The 24,151-nt window shown below is 72.0% G+C and carries 15 protein-coding genes and 1 pseudogene; 12 read left to right on the forward strand and 4 right to left on the reverse strand.

Going from position 1 to position 24,151, the window contains the following annotated elements:
• Positions 1–281: 281 nt before the first annotated feature.
• The 5 genes from ACZ6CL_RS03950 (at position 282) to gatB (ending at position 6,122) form a co-directional block, all read left to right on the forward strand.
• The gene (locus tag ACZ6CL_RS03950; protein ID WP_468930788.1) at positions 282–2,375 is read left to right on the forward strand and encodes a putative bifunctional diguanylate cyclase/phosphodiesterase; all 2,094 of its coding nucleotides are present in this window, start codon (positions 282–284) and stop codon (positions 2,373–2,375) included.
• 195 nt (positions 2,376–2,570) lie between these two features.
• Positions 2,571–2,867 carry an Asp-tRNA(Asn)/Glu-tRNA(Gln) amidotransferase subunit GatC gene (gene gatC, locus ACZ6CL_RS03955; protein WP_358621318.1) on the forward strand — a complete coding sequence of 99 codons (297 nt, stop codon included), beginning with the start codon at positions 2,571–2,573 and terminating at the stop codon, positions 2,865–2,867.
• Positions 2,868–2,872: 5 nt separating this feature from the next.
• Positions 2,873–4,366, forward strand: coding sequence for an Asp-tRNA(Asn)/Glu-tRNA(Gln) amidotransferase subunit GatA (gene gatA / locus ACZ6CL_RS03960; protein WP_468930791.1), 1,494 nt, complete (start codon positions 2,873–2,875; stop codon positions 4,364–4,366).
• Positions 4,363–4,602, forward strand: coding sequence for a hypothetical protein (locus ACZ6CL_RS03965; RefSeq protein ID WP_385448407.1), 240 nt, complete (start codon positions 4,363–4,365; stop codon positions 4,600–4,602). The genes gatA and ACZ6CL_RS03965 overlap by 4 nt, the downstream gene beginning before the upstream one ends.
• Before the next feature lie 14 nt (positions 4,603–4,616).
• Entirely contained in the window at positions 4,617–6,122 is a 1,506-nt protein-coding gene (gene gatB / locus ACZ6CL_RS03970; RefSeq protein ID WP_468930794.1) for an Asp-tRNA(Asn)/Glu-tRNA(Gln) amidotransferase subunit GatB, read from the forward strand.
• A gap of 477 nt (positions 6,123–6,599) precedes the next feature.
• Here gatB and ACZ6CL_RS03975 read toward each other — a convergent pair whose 3' ends face one another.
• A complete protein-coding gene (locus ACZ6CL_RS03975) occupies positions 6,600–8,081 on the reverse strand; it encodes a M81 family metallopeptidase (protein WP_468930796.1) in 1,482 nt (493 codons plus the stop codon).
• An 89-nt stretch (positions 8,082–8,170) separates the two neighbouring features.
• Here ACZ6CL_RS03975 and ACZ6CL_RS03980 point away from each other — a divergent pair.
• From ACZ6CL_RS03980 to ACZ6CL_RS03995, 4 genes and pseudogenes are all read left to right on the forward strand, one after another.
• A pseudogene (locus tag ACZ6CL_RS03980) lies at positions 8,171–8,431 on the forward strand (ABC transporter permease); the annotation flags it as partial.
• The gene (locus ACZ6CL_RS03985; protein ID WP_468930798.1) at positions 8,428–10,509 is read left to right on the forward strand and encodes a dipeptide ABC transporter ATP-binding protein; all 2,082 of its coding nucleotides are present in this window, start codon (positions 8,428–8,430) and stop codon (positions 10,507–10,509) included. The pseudogene ACZ6CL_RS03980 and the gene ACZ6CL_RS03985, both read left to right, overlap by 4 nt.
• A 113-nt stretch (positions 10,510–10,622) precedes the next feature.
• Complete coding sequence (locus ACZ6CL_RS03990) at positions 10,623–12,740, forward strand: phosphocholine-specific phospholipase C (protein ID WP_468930800.1); 2,118 nt, start codon at positions 10,623–10,625, stop codon at positions 12,738–12,740.
• Between the two features lie 135 nt (positions 12,741–12,875).
• Positions 12,876–15,107: an MMPL family transporter gene (locus tag ACZ6CL_RS03995; protein ID WP_468930802.1), complete on the forward strand. Its 2,232-nt coding sequence runs from the start codon at positions 12,876–12,878 to the stop codon at positions 15,105–15,107.
• A 12-nt stretch (positions 15,108–15,119) separates the two neighbouring features.
• Here ACZ6CL_RS03995 and ACZ6CL_RS04000 read toward each other — a convergent pair whose 3' ends face one another.
• The 3 genes from ACZ6CL_RS04000 to ACZ6CL_RS04010 form a co-directional block, all read right to left on the reverse strand.
• On the reverse strand, positions 15,120–15,287 hold the full coding sequence (locus ACZ6CL_RS04000) for a DUF6191 domain-containing protein (protein ID WP_199844298.1): 168 nt from the start codon (positions 15,285–15,287) through the stop codon (positions 15,120–15,122).
• 72 nt (positions 15,288–15,359) lie between these two features.
• The gene (locus ACZ6CL_RS04005) at positions 15,360–16,556 is read right to left on the reverse strand and encodes a PQQ-dependent sugar dehydrogenase (protein WP_468930804.1); all 1,197 of its coding nucleotides are present in this window, start codon (positions 16,554–16,556) and stop codon (positions 15,360–15,362) included.
• A 157-nt stretch (positions 16,557–16,713) separates the two neighbouring features.
• Entirely contained in the window at positions 16,714–17,712 is a 999-nt protein-coding gene (locus ACZ6CL_RS04010; RefSeq protein ID WP_468930806.1) for an aldo/keto reductase, read from the reverse strand.
• Between the two features lie 73 nt (positions 17,713–17,785).
• Here ACZ6CL_RS04010 and ACZ6CL_RS04015 point away from each other — a divergent pair, with 73 nt between their 5' ends.
• The 3 genes from ACZ6CL_RS04015 to ACZ6CL_RS04025 all read left to right on the forward strand — a co-directional run bounded on the left by ACZ6CL_RS04015 (position 17,786) and on the right by ACZ6CL_RS04025 (position 24,128).
• The gene (locus tag ACZ6CL_RS04015) at positions 17,786–18,790 is read left to right on the forward strand and encodes a 2-hydroxyacid dehydrogenase (RefSeq protein WP_468930808.1); all 1,005 of its coding nucleotides are present in this window, start codon (positions 17,786–17,788) and stop codon (positions 18,788–18,790) included.
• 342 nt (positions 18,791–19,132) lie between these two features.
• On the forward strand, positions 19,133–22,057 hold the full coding sequence (locus tag ACZ6CL_RS04020) for a putative bifunctional diguanylate cyclase/phosphodiesterase (protein ID WP_468930810.1): 2,925 nt from the start codon (positions 19,133–19,135) through the stop codon (positions 22,055–22,057).
• A gap of 217 nt (positions 22,058–22,274) precedes the next feature.
• Positions 22,275–24,128 (forward strand): acetolactate synthase large subunit, encoded by a 1,854-nt coding sequence (locus tag ACZ6CL_RS04025; RefSeq protein WP_468930812.1) that lies wholly within the window; start codon positions 22,275–22,277, stop codon positions 24,126–24,128.
• Positions 24,129–24,151 lie beyond the last annotated feature (23 nt).

Here is a 24,151-nt window from a genome sequence, read left to right on the forward strand (position 1 = left end):
GTCAGGTCGCTCACGAGGAGTAGTCCGGACACCCGTCCGGCGCAGTAGTCCGGCCATCTTGGGCGCTACGGCACCGTAAAGCTGGCCGGAATACGACTGGGAGCACTTCCCGGGCACAGCCAGCGGGCATCACCCTTACAGCGCATACCAGAAGGTCATGGATCGTCGGGCGGCATTCGGGCAACCGCTGCCGATCGCCGCCCGCCATGCCCTTCTGCCGCCTACTGTTGAGGTGTGCGCCTGCCGTGGCGCTGGCACCGCCGGCTGTGAGAGGGACGGGTATGAAACCGACCGAAAGCGCCGCACCGGCGCCGCGGCTGCGCCGGCTTCTGCTGCCCGCGTTGCCCGCCGCCGCGGTCGCCATGGCCGCTTTCGCACTCGGCATCGGAGTATTCCGAGTGCTCGACGCGGGCCATGCGCTCTTTCCCGACGGCACCGAGGGCTGGTCGCTCGCGGTCCTCACCGGAATCATCGTCGGCCACCTCGTCGCCCTCGGCCGGGACCGCTGGTGGGGCGGCACCGGATCGGGCGCCGCGTTAACCCTGGCCGCGCTCCTGCTCTACGGCTGGCTGCCCGCCATGCTGGTCAGCCTCGCCGTCGTGGTCCTCGTCGGCGCCGCCCGGCGGCACCGCTGGCGGCAGGCGGCTCTGCACGGCGCGGTCGACATCCTGGGCGTCGGCGCGGCCGCCCTCACCCTCGCCGCCTTCGGCACCACGCCCTCCGTCGAAGAGCCCTGGCACACCGACACCTGGCACGCCTCCGCCATCCCCCAGACGGTCCTGGCCGCCGCCGTCTACCTCGTGATCACCCGCGGCCTGCTGTGGTACTCCCTGGCGCCCCCCGGCGCCGGACTGCCCACCGTCGCCCGCACCGCCCTCCTCCGGCAGGCCCTCGTCGGCATCGCGCTGCTCGGCATCGCCCCGCTCATCGTCGTCGTCGCCGGGGACACCCCGCTGCTGCTCCCGCTGTTCGCGGTCCCGCTGGTCGCCCTCGACTCCACGCTGTGGATCGCCCGGGTGCGCGCCGAGGAGCAGCTGCGCGACCCGCTCACCGGGCTGCCCAACCGCCAGTGGCTGCTGGAGCGCACCTGGACCGCGCTGGACGAGGCCGAGCGCGCCGGGGCCCGCACCGCGCTCGTCCTGCTGGACCTCGACCGCTTCCGCTCGGTCAACGACACCCTCGGCCACCTCGCGGGCGACCGGCTGCTGCTCCAGATCGCCGAGCGGCTGCGGCTGGCGCTGCCCCGAGGGGCCGAGGTGGCCCGGCTCGGCGGCGACGAGTTCGCCGTCCTGCTGCCCACCACCGACTCGCTCACCAGCGCCCAGCGCAGCGCCCGCGTCCTCGTCGGGGACCTCGGCTCCCCGCTCGACCTGGACGGGCTGACCCTGGTGCTGGAGGCCAGCGCCGGGGTCGCCGTCTACCCCGACCACGCGCTCGACGCCGAGGGGCTGCTGCGCCGCGCGGACGTCGCCATGTACCAGGCGAAGCGGGACCGCAGCGGCGTCGAGCTGTACGAGGCGCGGCGCGACGGCAACACCCCCGACCGGCTCGGTCTGCTGGGCGATCTGCGGCGCGCCCTGGACGCGGGCGACGTCGAGCTGCACTACCAGCCCAAGGTCGGCTTCGACGGCCATGTCGCCGGGCTGGAGGCGCTGGTCCGCTGGGTGCACCCGGACCGGGGGAAGGTGCCGCCGGACGAGTTCATCTCCATGGCCGAGAGCTCCGGGCTGATGCCCCGGCTCACCGAATACGTCCTGGAGACCGCGCTCGGCCAGGTCGCGCGCTGGCGCGCCGACGGCCTGGAGGTGCCGGTCGCCGTCAACGTCTCGCCGCGCGATGTCCACACCCCCGGCTTCGCCGGGGCCGTCGCCGGGCGGCTCGCCCGGCACGGGGTCCCGGCCGGGGCGCTCCAGCTGGAGATAACGGAGCACGTGCTGCTGGAGGACCCGCAGCGGGCCGCCGACACCCTCGCCGGGCTCACCGGGCACGGGGTGAAGATGTCCCTGGACGACTTCGGCACCGGGTATTCGTCGCTGGTCCACCTGCGGCGGCTGCCGGTCAGTGAGCTGAAGATCGACCGCTCGTTCGTGGCCCGGCTCGCCGTGGACAACGAGGACGCGGAGATCGTGCGCTGCACGGTCGATCTCGCGCATTCGCTGGGTCTGCTGGTGGTCGCCGAGGGCGTCGAGGACGACGAGACGTGGGAGCGGCTGCGGGATCTGGGCTGTGACGCGGTGCAGGGGTGGCTGGTCGCCGCCGCGATGCCGCCCGACGAGACCACGGCGTGGCTGCGGGCCCGGGGCGAGAGCGGCTGGCGCCGCGAGGATTCCGCTCCCGCCGCCGCGGAGAAGGACGCCGATCAGCCCGTGACGTAGCGGGTGCGGGGTCCGCGGGTGCCCCCTGCGGTTTCGTTGCCGGGTGCGGGCCGGTGGGTGGGTTGTGCCCACCCGTTCCGCCCCGCGGAACGATTGCCCACAACGGCGCAGGACCAAAGCGTTTCGCGCGGGGTGTGGGGGGCGCCATAGGATTGGGCCCGGAAAACACTTCACACTCACCCTGAGGATCGCTGCATGCCTGGCATCACGCGCGAGGAGGTCGCCCACCTCGCACGGCTGGCGCGTCTGGAGCTCAAGGCGGAAGAGCTAGACCACTTCGCCGGACAGCTGGACGACATCATCGGCGCGGTGGCCCGCGTCTCCGAGGTCGCCGACCAAGACGTACCGCCGACCTCCCACCCGCTGCCCCTGACCAACGTCATGCGGCCGGACGAGGTCCGTCCGTCGCTGACCCCGCAGGAGGCGCTGTCCGGCGCCCCGGCCCAGGAGCAGCAGCGTTTCAAGGTGCCGCAGATCCTGGGGGAGGACTGACCCGCATGACTGATCTGATCAGGCTCACCGCGGCGGAGATCGCCGCCAAGGTGGCTTCCGGCGAACTGACCGCCGTCGAGGTCACCGAAGCCCATCTGGCCCGTATCGAGGCCGTCGACGAGAAGGTGCACGCCTTCCTGTACGTGGACCGAGAGGGCGCGCTCGCGCAGGCCCGCGCCGTCGACGAGAAGCGGGCGCGCGGCGAGGAGCTGGGCCCGCTGGCCGGGGTTCCGCTCGCGCTCAAGGACATCTTCACCACCAAGGGGATCCCGACCACGGTCGGTTCCAAGATCCTCGAAGGGTGGATTCCGCCGTACGACGCGACGCTGACCCAGCGGCTGCGCGACGCGGATGTGATCGTCCTCGGCAAGACCAACATGGACGAGTTCGCCATGGGGTCCTCGACCGAGAACAGCGCGTACGGGCCCACCGGCAACCCGTGGGACCTCACCCGCATCCCCGGTGGCTCCGGAGGCGGCTCCTCCGCCTCGCTGGCGTCCTTCCAGGCGCCGCTGGCCATCGGCACCGACACCGGCGGCTCCATCCGCCAGCCCGCCGCCGTCACCGGCACGGTCGGCGTCAAGCCGACGTACGGGGCGGTCTCCCGGTACGGCATGGTCGCCTTCTCGTCCTCGCTCGACCAGGGTGGCCCCTGCGCCCGTACCGTGCTGGACGCGGCCCTGCTGCACGAGGTGATCGCCGGGCACGACCCGCTCGACTCGACCTCCATCGACGCCCCGGTCCCGCCGGTCGTCGAGGCCGCCCGCAACGGCAGCGTCCAGGGGATGCGCGTCGGCGTGGTCAAGGAGTTCGCGGGCGAGGGCTACCAGGCCGGTGTCATGCAGCGCTTCAACGAGTCGGTGGAGCTGCTGCGCGAGCTGGGCGCCGAGATCGTGGAGATCTCCTGCCCGTCCTTCGACAAGGCGCTGGCCGCGTACTACCTGATCGCGCCGTCGGAGTGCTCGTCCAACCTGGCCCGCTTCGACGCCATGCGCTACGGGCTGCGGGCGGGCGACGACGGCACCAAGTCCGCCGAGGAGGTCACCGCGCTCACCCGCGCGGAGGGCTTCGGCGCCGAGGTCAAGCGCCGGATCATGCTCGGCACGTACGCGCTCAGCTCCGGCTACTACGACGCGTACTACGGCTCGGCGCAGAAGGTCCGTACCCTCATCACCCGGGACTTCGAGAAGGCGTTCGAGCAGGTCGACGTGTTGATCTCGCCGACCACCCCGACCACCGCCTTCCCGATCGGCGAGCGCGCCGATGACCCGATGGCGATGTATCTCGCCGACCTGTGCACGATTCCGGCGAACCTGGCGGGGAACGCGGCCATGTCACTGCCCTGCGGCCTGGCGCCGGAGGACGGTCTGCCGGTCGGACTGCAGATCATCGCTCCCGCCATGGCCGACGACCGGCTCTACCGGGTCGGTGCCGCGGTCGAGGCCGCGTTCACCGAACGGTGGGGCCACCCGCTGATCGAGGAGGCACCGTCGCTATGAGCGCGATCAAGAAGGCCAAGGGTTTCAAGAAGTCCAAGCCCGGCACCTACCTGTCCATCGCGACCTCGCTGTTCGGCGCGGTCAGCGTGATCAAGCAGGCGAAGAAGGCCCGCTTGGAGAACGACAAGCTGCAGCTGGCCGACGCGGTGGTGTCCGCCGCCGCCATCGCCACCGGCGTCGCCCTGCTCGTCCGCGAGCTGAAGCGCCTGGGCGACGACGACGTCCTCGCGGGTTGAGAGGTTAGTTTTCCGTGACCGTCACTGAACTGGTGTCGTACGAGGACGCCCTGGCCGCCTACGAGCCCGTGATGGGGCTCGAGGTCCACGTCGAACTCGGCACCAAGACCAAGATGTTCTGCGGGTGTTCGACGTCGCTCGGCGCCGACGCCAACGCGCAGACCTGCCCCACCTGTCTCGGCCTGCCCGGCTCGCTGCCCGTCGTCAACGCGACGGGTGTCGAGTCCGCCATCAAGATCGGTCTCGCGCTGAACTGCGAGATCGCCGAGTGGTGCCGCTTCGCCCGGAAGAACTACTTCTATCCGGACATGCCGAAGAACTTCCAGACCTCGCAGTACGACGAGCCGATCGCCTTCAACGGCTATCTGGACGTCGAGGTCGACGGCGAGATCTTCCGCGTGGAGATCGAGCGCGCCCACATGGAGGAGGACACCGGCAAGTCCACCCACGTGGGCGGCGCGACGGGCCGTATCCACGGCGCCTCGCACTCCCTCCTGGACTACAACCGGGCCGGGATCCCGCTCATCGAGATCGTCACCAAGCCGATCGTCGGGGCCGGGGAGAAGGCCCCCGAGGTCGCCCGGGCGTACGTCGCCGAGCTGCGCGAGCTGATCAAGGCTCTCGGGGTCTCCGACGCGCGCATGGAGATGGGCCAGATGCGGTGCGACGTGAACCTGTCGCTGCGGCCGCACGGCGCCGACAAGTTCGGCACCCGCTCCGAGACGAAGAACGTCAACTCGCTGCGGTCCGTCGAGCGGGCCGCCCGCTTCGAGATCCAGCGCCACGCGGCGGTGCTGGGCGACGGCGGGACGATCATCCAGGAGACCCGTCACTTCCACGAGGAGGACGGCTCCACGACGTCCGGCCGGATCAAGGAAGAGGCCGAGGACTACCGGTACTTCCCCGAGCCGGACCTCGTGCCCGTCGCGCCTTCGCGCGCGTGGGTCGAGGAGCTGCGGGCCACGCTTCCGGAGCTGCCGCGGGTGCGGCGTACCCGGCTGCGGGAGGAGTGGGGCATCTCGCAGCACGAGATGCAGTCCGTGCTCAACGCGGGTGCGATCGATCTGATCACCGCGACGATGGACGCGGGCGCGGATGCCTCCGCCGCACGCAAGTGGTGGATGGGCGAGCTGGCCCGCCGCGCCAACGAGGAGGGCGTCGAGCTTGCCGCCCTCCCCATCACTCCGGGCCAGGTCGCCCGGGTGTGCGCCCTGGTCGACGAGGGCTCCCTCAACGACAAGCTGGCCCGCCAGACGATCGAGGGCGTGCTGGCGGGTGAGGGCGGCCCGGACGAGGTCGTGGCCGCCCGCGGCCTGAAGGTCGTCTCCGACGAGGGTGCGCTGGGTACGGCCGTGGATGAGGCGATCGCCGCCAATGCCGCCATCGCGGACAAGATCCGTGGGGGGAAGGTCGCGGCGGCGGGCGCGCTGGTCGGTGCCGTCATGAAGGCCACGCGTGGCCAGGCGGATGCGGCGCGGGTGCGGGAGCTGATCCTGCAGAAGCTGGGCGTGGAGGGCTAACGCGCTTTCCGCTGTGTGCGGTTCGGCGGCGGGGTGCGTGTTGCGCACCCCGCCGCCGTCGCGTGCGCGGCCTGCGCCGTGGGTTTCGCCGCCGGGTGCGGCTCGGTGGCCGGGTTGTGCCTCAGCGCCGTCGCGCGTGCGGCCTGCGCCGTGGCGCCGCGGGTTTCGTTGGCCGGGTGCGGGCCGGTGGCCGGGTTGTGCCCACCCGTTCCTCCCCCAGCTACCGCTGGGAGGTGCCCCCCGGCGGAACGATTGCCCACAACCTGGGGTACATCCGGCTCTCCGGGGAGCGGGGCCGGGGCGGAGGTGTCCCGCCATCCGGCCTCGGTCGGCACAGCCCAGCCCCTCCGGCGTTTGAGGAGCGGGGTCCAGGGGCGGAGCCCCGGCGGGGGTTTGGGGGCGGAGCCCCCACCCGGGGTCCGGGGCTTGCCCCGGTTCGGGAAGGGGCGGGGTGGGGAACAAGCTGCCGCAGGCTCCCTACAGCAGGATCGGGGTCAGGTCGGGTTCCGACATCTCCTCGTCGAACGGGTACAGCGGCCGCTCGACCCGGTGGTGGCCCAGCCGCAGGAGATCCTGGTCGACCCCGCCCGGGGTCAGGGCGAGGCGCCAGTCGGCGGCCATCTCGTAAAGCTCCGGCTCCAGGTAGCCGATCTTCACCACAACCAGGTCGTACGTCCGCGGATCCAGCGCCCCGAAATCCGCCAGCCGATGAAACGGCTTGCGACGGCTCGTCAGGATCACGGTCACCCCGCCGCGCCGAACGGCCGCGAGGTCGCCGCCCACATCGTCCCGCCACACCGCGACCACCTCGCCGACCAATTCGTACGGGCCCCCGTGCGCCGTCGCACCGCTGAAGTGCCCGCCCACCGACAGGGAGACCGTCGCACCCACCCCCGCGGCAACGCACCGCGCCACCGCCGCCGGGTCGGTGATGCCGGGGTGGAGGGCGGTGGCGCGGCCCGCCGCCAGGTCCTCGTGGGCGAGCAGGCGGCGCAGCATGTACGCGAGGTCACCGGCCCCGCCCGCCGTCGGGTTGTCGCCGGAGTCGCTGATGAGGAACGGACGGTCGGACGAGACGAGGGCGGCGGCGACGCACGCGTCGGCGTCGCCGGTGGGGCCGACGAAGGCGAAGTCGCGGCGCACCTCCCAGTACTCACGGGCCAGCGACCGCGCCTGGTCGACGACGAGCGCGGGATCCTCACCGGTGACCACGACACACGCCCGGCACCGCGGCTCGTCGGCCCAGGCGTAACCGACCCAGATCGCCGCGTCCACGACCCCGTCCAGCGCCTCGACGGCCGCCAGCCGTCCGTACAGCGAGGTGGCGGGCTCCAGCCGGGTGCTGGTCTTCTCGCCGGGCAGCAGCACCGGGATCTGCACCCAGGCGACATGGGGGCGGCCCTTGCCGGAGTCGAGCCGTTCGACGAGCTTGCGGGCGGCGCGTTCGCGCGTCTCCCAGGCGTCCTCGTGCGGGGCGAGCCGGTGCGCGGTGAGCAGGTCGAGGCGGTCGGCGAAGTGCCGTGAGACGTTGCCGTGGAGATCCATGGCGGCGGAGATCAGCGCGTCGGGTCCGATGGCGTCCCGTACCGCGTCGGTGAGATCGGCCTCGGCGTCCTCCAGGCCGACGACGCTCATCGCGCCGTGGATGTCGTACACCAGCCCGTCGAGCCGACCGGCCGTCCGGATCCGGTCGGTGAGTTCGGCCTTGATGCGAGCGTAGACGGCGGGCTCGACGGGCCCGCCGGGGAGCGCGACGGCGTGCACGAGGGGCACCCACTCGACGAGCCCGGAGAGGTCGCCGTCCGGCCGGGTCCAGCCGTAACGGGCCAGCAGCTCGTCGCCGCGGGTGACGACGAAGTCGTCGTACCCGGCGCGGTGCGGGCTGAAGGTGCTGGATTCGATGTGCATGCCGCCGATGCCGATCCGCAGGCGGCGGCCTCGGGAGGTGGTGGGTGCCATGCTGCCTCGCTTCCGGTCGGTCCGCGCTCACCCTATGCGTTGGCCGAATGAAGGCGGTGTCACAGCAGGCGTTCCGTGGTTACCATCCGTTCCAGATCGCCGACGCGATCCTGTACGTCGCCTATCTGTCGTTCCTCGGCCTGTCCATCCCGCCGCCCGCCGCCGACTGGGGCTCCATGCTCAGCACCGGCATCACCTACACCCAGGTCGGCTACTGGTGGCTGATCTTCCCGCCCGGCATCGCGATCGTGCTCGTCGTCGCCGCGTTCACCTTCATCGGCGACGGTCTGCGGGACGCCTTCGACGTGCGGCTCCAGAGGCTCACGAAGAACCGAGGCGACCGCCGATGACCGACTCCGACTTCTTGCTGCGCGTCGACGACCTCCACGTCGAGATCCCGGCCCGCGACGGCGACCGCCGCCGTACCGTCCACGCCCTCGACGGGGTGTCCCTGGACCTCGCCCGGGGCGAGGCGCTGGGCATCGTCGGCGAGTCCGGCTGCGGCAAGACGATGACCGCGCTGAGCGTGCTGGGCCTGCTGCCGGACGGGGCGCGCATCACCGGGGGGTCCGTCACCTTCGCCGGTACGGACCTGGCGGGCGCGCCCGAACCGGTGCTGCGGGGCGTACGCGGCAACACCATCGGCATGGTCTTCCAGGACCCCCTGACCTCCCTCAACCCCACCATGACCATCGGCGCCCAGGTCGCCGAACCGCTGCTGCTGCACCAGGGCGTGGGGCGGGCGGAGGCGTGGCGGCGGGCCGAGGAGATGCTGCGGCTGGTGGGCCTGCCGAAGCCGGGGGAGCGGCTGAAGAGCTATCCGCACCAGCTCAGCGGAGGTATGCGGCAGCGGGTCGCCATCGCCATGGCGCTGATCTGCGAACCCGAGCTGCTGATCGCCGACGAGCCGACGACGGCGCTGGACGTCACCACGCAGGCCCAGATCCTGGAGCTGATCGACGAGCTGAGGGCGCGGCTGGGCATGGCGCTGATCCTGGTCACCCACGATCTCGGGGTGATCGCCCGGCGGGTGGACCGGGTGGCGGTGATGTACGCGGGCAGGACGGTGGAACGGGCCGGTGTCCGGCGCCTGTTCGCGGCCCCGCGCCACCGCTACACCCAGGCGCTCTTCGCGGCCCTCCCGGAACGCGCCGCCGACGCGTCCCAGCCCCTGGTCACGATTCCGGGGCTTCCGCCGTCGCTGGCGGACCCGCTCACGGGGTGCCGATTCGCGCCGAGATGCGGGTTCGCGTCGGAGCGGTGCGGGACGGAGGAGCCGCCGTTGGAGGGGGCGCCGTTGGAGTCCACGGCTGGGGGCGCGCGGCGTGATGCGCACGCCTTCGCTTGCTTCCATCCCGTACCGCTGGGCGCCGATCCCGTCGCGCAGGTGGTCCCTGCCGTACCGGCCCCTCCGGCGCCTGCCGACGATGTCCTGCTGCGGCTCACCGGCCTGACCAAGGACTACCCGCTGCGCGGCGGCCCGTTCGCCCGCCGCAAGGGCGCGGCGGCGGTGAGCGCGGTGGCCGGGGTGTCGCTCTCCGTGCGGCGCGGGGAGACGTTCGGGATCGTGGGGGAGTCCGGCTGCGGGAAGTCCACCCTCGGCAGGCTCGTCGTCGGCATGGAACCCCCCACGGCGGGCTCCATCCGCTTCGGCGAACACGACCCCGCCGCACTGGACCGCCGCGCCCGCAAGGCACACCGCCGCGCGGTGCAGCTGATGTTCCAGGACTCGTACGCCTCGATGGACCCGCGGATGCGCGTGGCGGCGATCCTGCGCGAGCCGCTGGCCATCCAGGGCATCGGGGACCGCGCCGGGCAGCGCGCGCGGATCGCGCGGCTGCTGGACGACGTGGGGCTGCCGCGCGACGCGGCGGACCGGTACCCGCACGAGTTCTCCGGCGGGCAGCGCCAGCGGCTCGGACTGGCCCGGGCGCTCGCGCTCTCGCCCTCGCTCGTGGTGGCGGACGAACCGGTCTCCGCGCTGGATGTCTCCGTACAGGCGCAGATCCTCAACCTGATGCGGGAGTTGCAGCGCGAGAAGGGCGTGGCGTATCTGTTCATCTCACACGACCTCGCGGTGGTCCGGTACGTCGCGGACCGGGTCGGGGTGATGTATCTGGGCAAGCTGGTGGAAACGGGCCCCGTCGCGGCCGTGTTCGCCTCGCCCCTCCATCCGTACACCCGCGGTCTGCTGGACACGGCTCTGCTGGATGCGGCGGAACATGCCGATCCTGGCGTACGGCCGTCGGCCGCGCCGCTCGGCGGGGAGACGCCGTCGGCCGCCGATCCGCCCTCCGGCTGCCGGTTCCGCACCCGCTGCCCGTACGCCCGGGACCTCTGCGCGCGCGAGGAGCCGGTGCCCGCGGAGGCGGCCGTCCCGGGGCATACGGTGGCCTGCCACTTCCCCTTGGCCCCGGCCGGCCGCTGAGCCGGGCCGCCCTCTGAGCCGGGCTGCCATGCCGCCGTAACGCCGCGGACGTTCGGCGGCCATCTGCCCTCCGTAGCTTCCCGAGCGGACGCTCACGGACAGGGGAGACACAGGTGGCATCGGACATCGCACGCCGCAGGCTGGTCGCACTCGGTGCGGGCGCGACCGGGGCGGCCGCGGCGGGCTCGCTGCTGCCGCCGTCGCTGCAGGCCGCGCTCGCCGCGCAGCCGTCGCCGCCGCCCGGCGGTCTCGACGGCATTGAGCATGTGGTGCTGCTGATGCAGGAGAACCGTTCCTTCGATCACTACTTCGGCACGCTCCGGGGCGTCCGTGGCTACGCCGACCAGGGCGCCGTGACCCTGCCCGGCGGGCAGAGCGTCTTCGCGCAGCCGAAGCCGGGCGGCGGCCACGTACTGCCCTTCGGCGCACGCGAGGCCGCCGAGACGCAGCGCGAGGACCTCCGCTTCGTGGGCCAGCTCGACCACTCGTGGGACGGCGGCGCGGCGGCCTGGCACGGCGGCTGGATGGACAACTGGATCGCCGCCAAGTCCCCGGCCACCATGGTCCACTTCGACCGTGCGGACATCCCGTTCCACTACGAGCTGGCCGACGCGTTCACCATCTGCGACGCGTACCACTCCGCCATCCACTCCTCCACCAGCCCCAACCGCAACTACTGGGTCAGCGGCACCACCGGCTACGAGCCGGGGCCGGGCGGGCGGCGCGCGGTCGGCAACGACGCGTACGAGGAGGACAGCCACCCCGGCTACGACTGGACCACCACCGCCGAGGTGCTGGAACGGGAGGGAGTGAGCTGGAAGGTCTACCAGGAGTGGGACAACTTCCAGGACAACAACATCGAGTTCTACCGGCCGTTCAAGGACGTGGCCCGCAAGGCACTGGCCGGGCTGGGATTCACCAGCACCAACGCGTTCTACACCAAGGTGCTGGAGGCGTCCGGCGCCGAGCGGCGGCGGTTGCTCGACGGGCTGGAAGCGGGCCTGGAGAAGCTGACGGACGACGAACGGCGGCTGTTCGAGCGGGGTCTGCGCCGGGCTCCGGAGGGCGGCTTCGAGGAGGCGTTCCGCGCCGACGTGGCGGCCGGGCGGCTGCCCGCGGTGTCGTATCTGGTGCCGTCCCCGCTGGACTCCGAGCACCCCGATGTCTCCACCCCCGCGCACAGCGCCACCGTGACGTACGCGGTCCTGGACGCGCTCGCCGCGCACCCCGAGGTGTGGCGCAAGACCGCGGTCTTCCTCACCTACGACGAGAACGACGGCTTCTTCGACCATGTGGTGCCGCCCAACCCGCCCGCCGACGTGGCCGAGGAGTGGTGGCAGGGCCGGCCGCTGGGCCTGGGGATGCGGGTGCCGATGCTGGTGATCTCCCCGTGGACGGTCGGCGGCTACGTCTGCTCCGAGCTGTTCGACCACACCTCCGCCAACCGCTTCCTGGAGAAGTGGCTGGGCATCGAGGTGCCGAACATCTCCGCCTGGCGCCGGACCGTGTGCGGCGATCTGACCGGCGCCTTCGCGTTCGGCAGCGCCGCCGCCCCGCAGTCGCTGCGCCGGCCGGGGCCGCCCCCGCCGGACCGCGACCACTGGACGCCGCAGCCGCCCGCCGACCAGCGGATGCCGCGACAGGAGGAGGGCACGCGTCCGGCCCGCCCGCTGCCGTATCAGCCGGAGGTGTCCGGGGTGTTCGAGCCGGGGGCGGGGGTGATGCGGCTGGCGCTCGCCAACGCCGGGGTACGCAGCGCGCACGCCATCCTCTTCCCGTACGCGGCGGAGTACGAGGCGCCGCAGCACCGCGATCTGGCGCCCGGGGCCCTGTCCACCTGGGACGTCCCGGTGCGGGACGGGCGTTACGACTTCGTCGTCACCGGGCCGAACGGCTTCCGCCGCGAGTTCCGGGGCACGGCCGACGGCGCCGCGGCCGGGCTGCGGGTGCGCGGCGGCATCGACGGCCGCCGGCGGCAGCTCACGCTCACCATCACCAACAAGGGGGAGCGTGCGATCGGGCTCACCGTGCGCCCGCGCGCCTATGTGGCCGACGCGGACGCGCGGCAGCGGACGGTGACCGTGCGCGCGGGCTCGACGAAGGTCGTGGAGTTCTCGGCGCGGGAGGGCCAGGGCTGGTACGACCTGGTGCTGACGGCCGAGGGCGACTCCTCCTTCCACCGCCGCCTCACCGGGCACATCGAGAACGGGCGTCCCTCGGTCAGCGGCTGATCCGACGGCTACTGGAGCCATACGCTCCGGATGTGGCGAAGCCCACAAAGGGGACAAAGGATCTTTTCCGGCTGACACAGTGCTTTGGTCACAAGCACATCACGCCGCACTCGGTGCACAGACCGGAAAGCAGCCATGGCCGCACTCGCACGATGGTGTATCAGGCGCAGCGCCGTCGTGATCGTGCTCTGGCTGGCCGCCTTCGCGGGGGTCGCCGCCGCGGCGGCCGTGACCGGCTCCGCGTACTCGAATAACTACGACATCCCCGGCACCGATTCCTCCACGGCCTCGCGTCTGCTGGCGCAGCGGTTCCCGGACCGGGCGGGGGACACCGACACCATCGTCTGGCACACCGACCGGCACGCCGGAACGGTGCGCTCCGCGAACGTCGAGCGGCGGATGGCGGCGGCGCTGGGGCGCGTCGCCGAACTGCCCGGCGTCGTCTCCGTCACCGGCCCGTACGGCACCGACGACACCAGCCGCATCAGCGCCGACCAGCACACCGCCTACGCCACTGTCGTCTTCCGCGAACCCGCCGCCGACCTGGGCGGGGACGAGGTGCGCCGGGTCCTGGACACCGCGCGCTCCGCCGCCGCCCCCGGTCTGCGGATCGAGATGGGCGGCGTGGGCGCCGGGCTCACCGAGACGGCCGGGCCCGCCCATCTCAGCGAGGCCATCGGTGTCGCCGTGGCCGCCGTCGTCCTCTTCCTCGCCTTCGGCTCGCTCGCGGCGACCCTGCTGCCGATCGCCACCGCGCTCATCGGTGTCGGCACCGCGTACGCGGCGATCGGGCTGCTCGGCCACGCCATGACCGTCGCCGACTTCGCGCCCATGCTCGGCATGCTGATCGGGCTCGGCGTCGGCATCGACTACGCGCTGTTCATCGTCACCCGGCACCGGCGCGGCCTGCGGCAGGGGCTTCCGGTGGCCGAGGCCGCCCAGCGCGCGGTGGTCACCTCGGGCCGTGCGGTGGTCTTCGCGGGCGCGACCGTATGCCTGGCCCTGCTCGGCATGCTGGTGCTGCGGCTGAGCTTTCTCAACGGCGTCGCGGTCGCCGCCGCGCTGACGGTCGCGCTCACCGTCGCCGCCTCCCTCACCCTGCTGCCCGCGCTGCTCGGACTCATGGGAACGAGGGTCCTGAGCCGCCGCGAACGCAGGCGGCTGGCCGACCACGGGCCACGGCCGAAGGCGGTGCCCGGACTCGCCACCCGCTGGGCGTCGTTCGTGGAACGCCACCCCAAGGTGCTGGGCGCGGTCGCCGTCGCCGTCATGCTGGCCCTCGCCCTGCCCACCCTCTCGCTCCGGCTCGGCACCTCCGACCAGGGCAACAACCCCGCGACCTCGACCACCCGGCAGGCCTACGACCTGCTCGCCGAGGGGTTCGGGCCCGGCTTCAACGGACCGCTGACACTCATCGGCAGCATCGACGGCGCCGAGGACCGGATGGCCTTCACCCGGCTGACCACCACCCTGCGCACCACCGAGGGCGTCGCCTCGGTGAGCGCCGCGGAGCTGGGCGGCGGAGGCGACACCGGCGTGATCACCGTCGTGCCCAGCACCGCCCCGCAGTCGCCCGACACGTCGCGGCTGGTCGAGCGCCTTCGGGCCGACGTGCTGCCGAAGGCTGAGGAGGGCACCTCGCTGCGGGTGTACGTCGGCGGACTGACCGCGGGCTACGACGACTTCGCGTCGGTGATCGTCTCCAAGCTGCCGCTGTTCGTGGGGGTGGTGGTGGCGCTCGGCTGTGTGCTCTTGCTGCTCGCGTTCCGCAGCATCGGCATCCCGGTCAAGGCGGCGGTCATGAATGTGGCCGCCGTCGCCGCGTCCTTCGGCGTCGTGGTCGCGGTCTTTCAGTGGGGCTGGGGGAGCGAGCCGCTGGGACTGGGCAGGGCGGGCCCGATCGAGCCCTTCCTGCCGGTGATCATGGTGTCGGTGCTCTTCGGACTCTCCATGGACTATCAGGTGTTTCTGGTCAGCCGGATGTACGAAGAGTGGCAGCACACCCGCGACAACCGGCTCGCGGTCCGGGTGGGCCTCGCCGAGACCAGCCGGGTCATCAACTCCGCGGCCGTCATCATGATCGCCGTCTTCTCGGCGTTCGTGGTCAGCGGCGACCGGATCATCGCCATGTTCGGCATCGGGCTGGCGGCCGCGGTCGCCCTGGACGCCTTCGTCCTCCGCACGCTGCTGGTGCCCGCCCTGATGCATCTGCTCGGCGGCGCCAACTGGTGGCTGCCGGGCTGGCTGGAGCGGATACTGCCGCGCATCAGCATCGAGGCGCCCGATCCGGATCCGGATCAGAGGCCGCTGCCCGTGCCCAGGCCGCGCGCGCCCGAGGAGGACGCGGTCCGCACACCCGTGCCGTAGAGCCCGAGGCCGTCAGCCCTCGCGGGGGCGGATCACCACCTGGCCGGAGTCGAGGTCTATCGGGCCCTTCCACGGCGGATCGCCGTCGCCGACATCCTGCAGCGTCAACTCCAGCCGGTTGCGCTCCTCTTCGGTGTGCTTGCGACCGGGCGCGAACAACTCCTCGATGAGGTTGAACATGGCGACCCCCGTAGGTGTGGGACTGGGGCCAGTGTAAGCAGACCAGCCGAAAAGGGGCCGGAACCGCCCGCGTCAGCTGATGTCCAGTCGCAGGATCCGGTCATCGTCCTTGCCCGGATCACCCCGCCCGTCCGTATTGTTCGTGATCAGCCACAGCCCGCCGTCGTCCGTGGCGACCACAGTGCGCAGCCGCCCGTACTTCCCGGTGAGAAACGCCTGTGGCTCGGCCACCGGCTTGGTGCCCCGCAGCGGAATCCGCCACAGCCGCTCACCGCGCAGCCCCGCCATCCAGATGGAGCCCTTGGCGAACGCGATACCGCTCGGCGAAGCGTCCTCGGGCTTCCACTGCTCGACCGGATCGACGAACCCCTTCTCCCCGGCCTTGCCCTCAGCCTCCGGCCAGCCGTAGTTCTTGCCCGGCCGGATCAGATTCAGCTCGTCCCAGGTGTCCTGGCCGAATTCCGATGCCCACAGCCGCTTCTGGGCGTCCCAGGCCAGCCCCTGCACATTGCGGTGGCCGTAGGAGTAGACGACGGAATCGGCCGACGGATTGCCGTGCGCCGGTTCACCGTCCGGGGTCATCCGCAGGATCTTGCCGCCGAACGAGTCCATGTCCTGGGCGAGCCCCCGCTCACCGCTCTCGCCCGTGCCCGCGTAGAGCATCTTGTCGGGGCCGAAGGCGATCCGGCCGCCGTTGTGGATCGAGCCCTTGGGAATGCCCTTGAAGATCGTGTCCGGGGCACCCAGCTGATCGCCCGAGGGGCGCTTGTCGTTGTAGACCATGCGGACGATCCGGTTGTCCGAGTCGGTGGTGAAGTACGCGTACACCATGTGGTCCGTGCCGAAGTCGGAGGAGACCGCCAGCCCCAGCAGACCGCCCTCGCCCGCGGGGGAGACGCCGGGCACGGACCCCAGCTCGGTCTGCTTTCCGCTGTCCGCCGCGATCTTGAAGATCCTCCCGGTGTCCCGGGAGGACACCAGCAGGTCCCCGCCCGGCAGCGGGGCCACCCCCCAGGGCGATCGCAGGTCGGTCGTGAGCATGCTCGCGACCTTGGCCGACCCCTTCTTCGGCGCCGCGGACTCACTGGCCGAGGGAGCCGCCGACGACGGCGAGCCGCCCTTGGACCCCTCTTTCCCGGGCGCGGACGAACCCGGCTGTTCGAAGGGAGACTTCCCGTCGCCCGTCGAGCAGCCGGTGATCAGCAGCAGCGCGGCGGTGGTGGCGAGGGCGGGGGCGGCGAGGGCGGAGGTGAGGCGAGGGCGTCGCACGGTCGGGTTCCTCTCGGTGGGGCACGTGTGCCGCGGCACGGTTCCGATTCTTATACACCGCAGCTCCGCGGCGGGTTCCCTTCCCCGAAACGGAGCCCACCCGCCCCACAAGACACCACAGACACCGAGGGCACCGCAGACACCACTGGTCCCACGGCTAGTCCCACGACCCCCGCGCGGGCGGCAGCGTCGCGATCTCGGCCAGATCCGCGGCCGTCAGCATCACCTCCGCCGCCGCGGCGTTCTCCGCCGCCCAGCGGTCCCGCTTGGTCCCCGGCACCGGCACCACGTGCGGTCCCTGGGCCAGCAGCCACGCCAGTGCCACCTGAGCCGCCGTCACCGACTCCCCGTGCCGCCGCGCGACCCGCCGCAGCCCGGCCACGATGGGCTGGTTCGCCGCCATCATCTCCGCCGTGAACCGCGGATGCCGGGCGCGCATGTCCTCCGGCTCGAACCCCTGCCCCGGCGTCAGCGTCCCGCTCAGAAAGCCGTTGCCCAGTGGCATCGCCGCCAGGAAGCCCACCCCGCGCGAGGCACACCACGGCACCAGCGCCTCCAGCGCCTCGGGCGACCACACCGACAGTTCCGCCTGCACACAGCTCACCGGGAAGACCTGCTGCACCCGCTCCAGCTGCCGCACCGTCGCGTCGTGCATGCGGGCACCGGACCGCCGCTGCGCCCGCGCGCCCACCGCGCACAGCCCCAGCGCCCGTACCTTCCCCGCCGCGACCAGCTCGGCCATCGCGCCCCAGGTCTCCTCTATCGGTACCTCGGGGTCGGCCCGGTGCAGCTGGTAGAGGTCGATCACATCGGTCTGGAGCCGCCGCAGCGAGGCGTCGCACGCCCGCTTCACATAGCCGGGCCGCCCGTTCGCCACGATGTGCTGCTCGCCGACCAGCAGTCCGCACTTGGTGGAGACGAAAGCGTCCGCCCGCCGCTCCTTGAGCGCCCGGCCCACCAGCAGTTCATTGGTGAAGGGTCCGTACATGTCGGCGGTGTCGAGCAGGTTCACGCCCGCGTCGAGCGCGGTGTGCACGGCGCGCAGCGAATGCTCGCCGTTGCGCTGCGAAGCGGTATACGCCCAGCTCATGGGCATGCACCCCAGGCCGATCGCACCCACTTCGAGCGCCGCCGCTCCGATTGTCCTGCGCTCCACCTGGACTGACCCCTCCCGTTTCTCGCACCAAACTAACCTCTGCGGAGAGCCTCACTTCGCATAGCCTCCTGGCATGAGTGCAGATGACAGCGATACGTTCCGGCACCACGATTCGTCTCATGCCGCGTCCGGCGACCCGGCCCGCCCCCTCGCTTGGTTGCCCATCGCGCCCGACGAGATCGAGGGGCTGCCCGAGAGCCTGGACTACGCCCACTGGGACGGCGGCCCCGACTACCCCACCGACCCCGGCCGCGTCGCCTTCTACTGTGCGCCGTACATGAAGAAGCCCGAGGTGCTGGCCCGTCCGCTGGAGGCCATGACGGGCCTGCGGGTGATCCAGACGCTCACCGCGGGCATAGACGGCCTGCTGCCCGCCATGTCACGTGTTGTCCCCGATGTGCAGCTGTGCAACGCCCGGGGGCTGCATGACGCGAGCACCGCCGAGCTGGCCCTCACCCTGATCCTCGCCTCGCTGCGCGACATCCCCGGTTTTGTCCGCGCCCAGGACGCCGAAGAGTGGACCCCCGGCTTCCGTCCGGCGCTCGCCGACAAGTCCGTTCTGATCGTCGGGTACGGCTCGATCGGCAGCGCGATCGAGGCCCGGCTCGAACCTTTTGAATGCGAGCGGGTGGCGCGCGTCGCGCGCTCCCCGCGTACGACCGAGCGCGGTCCGGTGCACCCGATCGACGCCTTGCCTCAACTGCTTCCGGAGGCCGACGTCGTTGTCCTGGTGACCCCGCTGACCGAGGAGACCCGGGGCCTGGCCGGAGCGGACTTCCTGGCGAAGATGAAGGACGGAGCGCTGTTGGTGAACGTCGCACGGGGCGGGGTGGTGGACACCAAGGCGCTCCTCGCCGAGGTGGAGAGCGGCCGGCTGCGCGCCGCGCTGGATGTCACCGACCCCGAACCACTGCCCGCCGGGCATCCGCTGTGGCACGCTCCAGGAGTGCTCATCACCCCGCATGTGGGCGGCCCCTCGTCGGCCTTCCTGCCCCGCGCCAAGCGGCTGTTGCGCGCTCAGCTGCACCGGTTCGCCGCGGGTGAGCCGATGGAACATCTCATGATGACCACGGGGTAGACGAGGGGGCAACATGCCCCTGGCAGTACATACAGGCATCGATTGACTGCACTCCGTATATACAACGGCGTATGCGGTTACGGTGCGTAGATGACCTATGTCCCTGAGTGACCAGTCTGGTGTATCGTCCCGAGCGGGGGCTGCGCCAATGACCTGACGGCGTCAGCGATGGACCGGAACTCGAGGGGGGCGACGGGCGATGTATGGCCAATGGACCAACGACCCGACGCAGCTCAGGCGTCGACCGCGACTTTTCCGCGCAGCCGCGCGGCTCTCGATGACGAAGCTCACGGGGATACGGCTCGCGCGGCCGCGCCCCTTCGCACGACGGGCGGCAGCGCGGTGAGCGCCACCGGAGCGGTGCTCGCCCGGCCGTCGGTCACCGGCGGCACCCGGCTGCTGCCCCAGGTCGCCCTCGCCCTCGTCTGCGGCGGGTACGCGGTGGGCGCGGTGCTCGGCTGGGGATCATCCGAACTGGCCGTCTTCATGGGCGACTTCGGGCTGGCCGCGGCCGCCCTCACCGCCGCCGCCTCCTGCCTGTGGCACGGGCGCAGGAACTCGGGGCGGATGCGCCCGGCCTGGCTGCTGTTCGCGGCCTCGTCCGCCATGGCCGCGCTGGGCAACGGCACCTGGGGGTGGTACGAGGTGGTGCTGGGCCGTCCCGTGCCCACCCCCTCGTTCGCCGATGTGTGCTTCCTTCTCTTCGCGCCGCCCGCGATCGTGGGCATGCTGGTGCTCGCCAAGCGCCCGCGCAACCGGGCCGGGTGGATCTGCCTGGGGCTGGACGCCTGGCTGATCGCCGGATCGCTCATGACCCTGTCGTGGAGCCTCGCGCTCGCCCACACCGGGGAGTTCGGCCAGGACGCCGGGAGCGTGGCCCGCAGGGCCTTCTCGCTCGCCTATCCGCTGCTGGACATCGTGCTGGTCAGCATGGTGATCGTGCTGCACTTCCGGCGCTCGTCGACGGCCAGCAGGTCGGCGGTCAACACCGCGATCGGCGCGTTCGCCCTTACCGTGCTGTGCGACGCGCTGTTCACCTCGCCGCTGCTGCACGAGCACTACCGCTCCGGCCAGATCCTGGACGCGGGCTGGTTCGCCGGTTCGATGCTGCTCGCGTACGCGCCCTGGGTGGCCCGGCGGGACGCCGCCGAGACCCCGCCGCCCGCGGTGCGCCGCACCGACCGGCCGAGCCGTCCCACGGCGGGCGCGTTCGCCGCCCTGGCGCCGTACCTCGCCGCCGCCGTCTGCACGCTGGGGATCCTGTTCAACGTGATGGACGGCCGTCCGGTCGACGGGGTGGTGCTCTTCACCGCCTGCGCGGTCGTGCTCGCCCTGCTCGTCCGGCAGGCGATCATGCTGATGGACAACATCGCGCTCACTCAGGAGCTGGCGGAGAAGGAGAACCACTTCCGCTCCCTGGTGCAGAGCTCCAGCGACGTGATCATGATCGCCGCGCCCACCGGCATCCTGCGGTACGTCAGCCCCGCCGCCACCGGCGTCTACGGGCGGGACGCGGACGAGCTGCAGGACTCCGAACTGGCCTCGCTCATCCACCCCGAGGACCTGGGCGCGGTGGTCCACGAGATCCGCCGGTTCCTGGCCGCCTCGCCGGGCGAGGAGCCCACCACCCGCATCGAGTGCCGGTTCCGCTCCGGCTCCGGCGACTGGCTCAACGTGGAGTCGACGGTCAACCGCCACCACGGTGGCCTGATCTTCAACAGCCGCGATGTCACCGAGCGGGTCCGGCTCCAGGCCCAGCTGCAGCACAGCGCCGAGCACGACCCGCTCACCGACCTGCCCAACCGCGCCCTGTTCACCAAGCGGGTCCGGCACGCGGTCGGCGGACGCCGCCGTACCGACGCGGGCACCGCCGTGCTCTTCATCGACCTCGACGGCTTCAAGGCCGTCAACGACACCGTCGGCCACCAGGCGGGCGACGAGCTGCTGGTCCAGGCCGCCCGCCGGCTCCAGGAGTCCGTGCGGTCCGGCTCCGGCGACTGCGCCGCCCGGCTCGGGGGCGACGAGTTCGCCGCCCTCATCGTGGGCGACGGCGCCGGGGACACCAGCACCCGCGAATGCCACATCCTGGAGATCGCCGACCGGCTGCGGGCCCGGCTCTCCCAGCCCTACCGGGTGGAGGGCGGCACCGAGGTGCGGGTCGCCGCCAGCATCGGCGTCGCCTTCGCCGAGCCCGGCACCAGCCCCGGCGCCCTGATGCGCAACGCCGATCTGGCCATGTACCGCGCGAAGGCCGCCGGGAAGAACCGCGTCGAGCTGTACGCCCCGCAGATGCAGGCCGAGGTGGCGCGCCGCGCCGAGGTCGCGACGCGGCTGCGGGCCGCCCTGCACGACGGTGAGTTCGTGCTGCTGCACCAGCCCGTCGTGGAGCTGGCGACCGGCCGGGTCACCGCCGTCGCGGCGCAGCCCCGCTGGCGCTCGGCCCAGGGCATCCTGTTCACCCCGGCCGAGTTCCTGAGGGTCGCCGACAACAACGGGCGCGGCGGCGGCCACGGCCGCGCCGGTGAGGAAGGCGCCCGCACCGCCGAGCTGACCCGCTGGACGCTGGAGGCCGCCGTGGAGCAGGCCGCCCAGCGCCGCCGGGACGGCCACATGACCCCCGTCTGCGTGCGGCTGCCCGCGGGCCGTCTGGTCGACAAGTCGCTGCCGCCCAAGGCCGTCGAGACCCTGCTCGCCCGGCACGGCCTGCCGTCCGGCGCGCTGATCCTGGAGCTGACCGACAGCGATCCCCGGGTGCCGCTGGACGAGCTGGAGCACCGGCTCGGCGCGCTGCGGCGGCTGGGGGTGCGGATCGCGCTCGACGGCTTCGGCAGCGGATATGGCGCGATCAGGGCATTGCGCAGGCTCCCCATCGATGTGCTCAAGCTGGACCAGGGGCTGGTCGAGGGGGTGGTCGAGTCCTCCCGGCTGCACAAGATCACCTCAGGGCTGCTGCGGATCGGCGGCGACCTCGGGATGCAGTCCATCGCCGAGGGCGTGGACATGCCCGAACAGCTCGTGACCCTGCGCGGCATGGGCTGCACCCACGCCCAGGGCATGGCCTTCAGCGGCCCGCTGGACGAGCACCGGCTGCGCCGGGCGCTCACCCGAGGCAGCTATCCGGTGCCGCGCTCGGACGCTCCGGTGCTGGTCGGCGGCGGGCCGCCGGTGCGTCACGGCGGATTCGGCGGGCACGGGCCCCGGCGCCAGGAGGCGCACACCCACCCACCGACCCGCTCAAATACTGAGACTCCCGTCCCACCCACTTGACACCTGGTACGCGCGAGGGGGAGGGTCGGAGCCATGCGCACCCGAATTCTCGTACTTGGACAGCGCGTCGGCTGAGCAGGGCCATGTTGAAGCCCTGCGGACCCTCACCGGCGCGCTCCCCTCGCTTGCCTAACGGCACGAGGGGTTTTTTGTTGCACTGACGCCTGTGCACCGCCTTCCTCCCCCGCATCACACCTCATTCGAGAAGAGAACGCAGATGACCGACCAGGCCTCCGGGGCCCATCATCCCCAGCCGCGGGCCCGTAACGGCGGACCCCAGTCCGCGACCGTCGAGCACGTCACGGGTGCGCAGTCCCTCATCCGTTCGCTCGAGGAGGTGGGCGCCGACACCGTCTTCGGGATTCCCGGCGGTGCGATCCTCCCCGCGTACGACCCGATGATGGACTCCGTGAAGGTCAGGCACGTACTCGTCCGCCACGAGCAGGGTGCGGGCCACGCCGCCACCGGTTACGCCCAGGCCACCGGCAAGGTCGGCGTCTGCATGGCGACCTCGGGCCCCGGCGCCACCAACCTGGTCACCCCGATCGCCGACGCCCACATGGACTCGGTCCCCATCGTCGCGATCACCGGCCAGGTGGCCTCCAAGGCGATCGGCACGGACGCCTTCCAGGAGGCGGACATCTGCGGCATCACGATGCCGATCACCAAGCACAACTTCCTGGTCACCAAGGCCGAGGACATCCCGCGCACGATCGCCGAGGCGTTCCACATCGCGGCCACCGGCCGCCCCGGCCCGGTCCTGGTCGACATCGCCAAGGACGCGCTGCAGGCGAAGACCACCTTCTCCTGGCCGCCGCAGACCGACCTGCCCGGCTACCGCCCGGTGACCAAGCCGCACGCCAAGCAGATCCGCGAGGCGGCCCGGCTGATCACCCAGGCCGAGCGCCCGGTGCTGTACGTGGGCGGTGGCGTCCTCAAGGCGCACGCCACCGCCGAGCTGCGGGTGCTGGCCGAGCTGACCGGGGCGCCGGTCACCACCACCCTGATGGGGCTCGGCGCGTTCCCCGACAGCCACCAGCTGCACCTGGGCATGCCGGGCATGCACGGCACCGTCGCCGCCGTCACCAGCCTGCAGAAGGCGGACCTGATCGTGGCGCTCGGCGCGCGCTTCGACGACCGGGTCACCGGCAAGCTCGATTCGTTCGCCCCGTACGCCAAGATCGTGCACGCGGACATCGACCCGGCGGAGATCGGCAAGAACCGCGCCGCCGACGTGCCGATCGTCGGTGACGCCCGCGAGGTCATCGCGGATCTGGTCGTCGCGGTCCAGGCCGAGCACGACGCGGGCCGCACCGGCGACTACAGCGGCTGGTGGGAGGACCTGAACCGGTGGCGCGAGACCTATCCGCTCGGCTATGACCTGCCCGAGGACGGCAGCCTGTCGCCGCAGCAGGTCATCCAGCGGATCGGTGAGCTGGCCCCGGAGGACACGATCTTCGCCGCGGGCGTCGGCCAGCACCAGATGTGGTCCGCCCACTTCATCCAGTACGAGAAGCCCGCGACCTGGCTGAACTCCGGCGGCGCCGGGACCATGGGGTACGCCGTCCCGGCCGCCATGGGCGCCAAGGCGGGCGCGGAGGACCGTACGGTCTGGGCGATCGACGGTGACGGCTGCTTCCAGATGACCAACCAGGAGCTGGTCACCTGCGCGCTGAACAACATCCCGGTCAAGGTCGCGATCATCAACAACGGCGCGCTGGGCATGGTCCGCCAGTGGCAGACCCTGTTCTACAACCAGCGCTACTCCAACACCGTGCTGCACTCCGGCCCCGGCGCAGACACCCCCCCGCCCGGCGCGGGCACCCGGGTCCCGGACTTCGTGAAGCTCGCCGAGGCCATGGGCTGCATCGGCATCCGCTGCGAGGACCCGGCCGACCTCGACGCCGTGATCGAGAAGGCCAACGCGATCAACGACCGCCCGGTGGTCGTGGACTTCATCGTCCACGAGGACGCCATGGTCTGGCCGATGGTCGCGGCCGGCACCTCCAATGACGAGATCCTGGCGGCGCGTGACACCCGCCCGGACTTCGGCGACAGCGAAGACGACTGAGGCCGGGACCGAGAGAGAAGAAG

This window comes from Streptomyces sp. NPDC041200 (genome assembly GCF_055591805.1).

Excerpts from the sequence above, each read along its gene's own strand:
- ACZ6CL_RS03965 (WP_385448407.1), top strand. The coding sequence starts at position 4,363 with ATGAGCGCGATCAAGAAGGCCAAGGGTTTCAAGAAGTCCAAGCCCGGC.
- gatA (WP_468930791.1), top strand. The coding sequence starts at position 2,873 with ATGACTGATCTGATCAGGCTCACCGCGGCGGAGATCGCCGCCAAGGTG.
- ACZ6CL_RS03950 (WP_468930788.1), top strand. The coding sequence starts at position 282 with ATGAAACCGACCGAAAGCGCCGCACCGGCGCCGCGGCTGCGCCGGCTT.
- ACZ6CL_RS03985 (WP_468930798.1), top strand. The coding sequence starts at position 8,428 with ATGACCGACTCCGACTTCTTGCTGCGCGTCGACGACCTCCACGTCGAG.
- gatC (WP_358621318.1), top strand. The coding sequence starts at position 2,571 with ATGCCTGGCATCACGCGCGAGGAGGTCGCCCACCTCGCACGGCTGGCG.
- ACZ6CL_RS04025 (WP_468930812.1), top strand. The coding sequence starts at position 22,275 with ATGACCGACCAGGCCTCCGGGGCCCATCATCCCCAGCCGCGGGCCCGT.
- ACZ6CL_RS03975 (WP_468930796.1), bottom strand. The coding sequence starts at position 8,081 with ATGGCACCCACCACCTCCCGAGGCCGCCGCCTGCGGATCGGCATCGGC.
- ACZ6CL_RS03995 (WP_468930802.1), top strand. The coding sequence starts at position 12,876 with ATGGCCGCACTCGCACGATGGTGTATCAGGCGCAGCGCCGTCGTGATC.
- ACZ6CL_RS04000 (WP_199844298.1), bottom strand. The coding sequence starts at position 15,287 with ATGTTCAACCTCATCGAGGAGTTGTTCGCGCCCGGTCGCAAGCACACC.
- ACZ6CL_RS04015 (WP_468930808.1), top strand. The coding sequence starts at position 17,786 with ATGAGTGCAGATGACAGCGATACGTTCCGGCACCACGATTCGTCTCAT.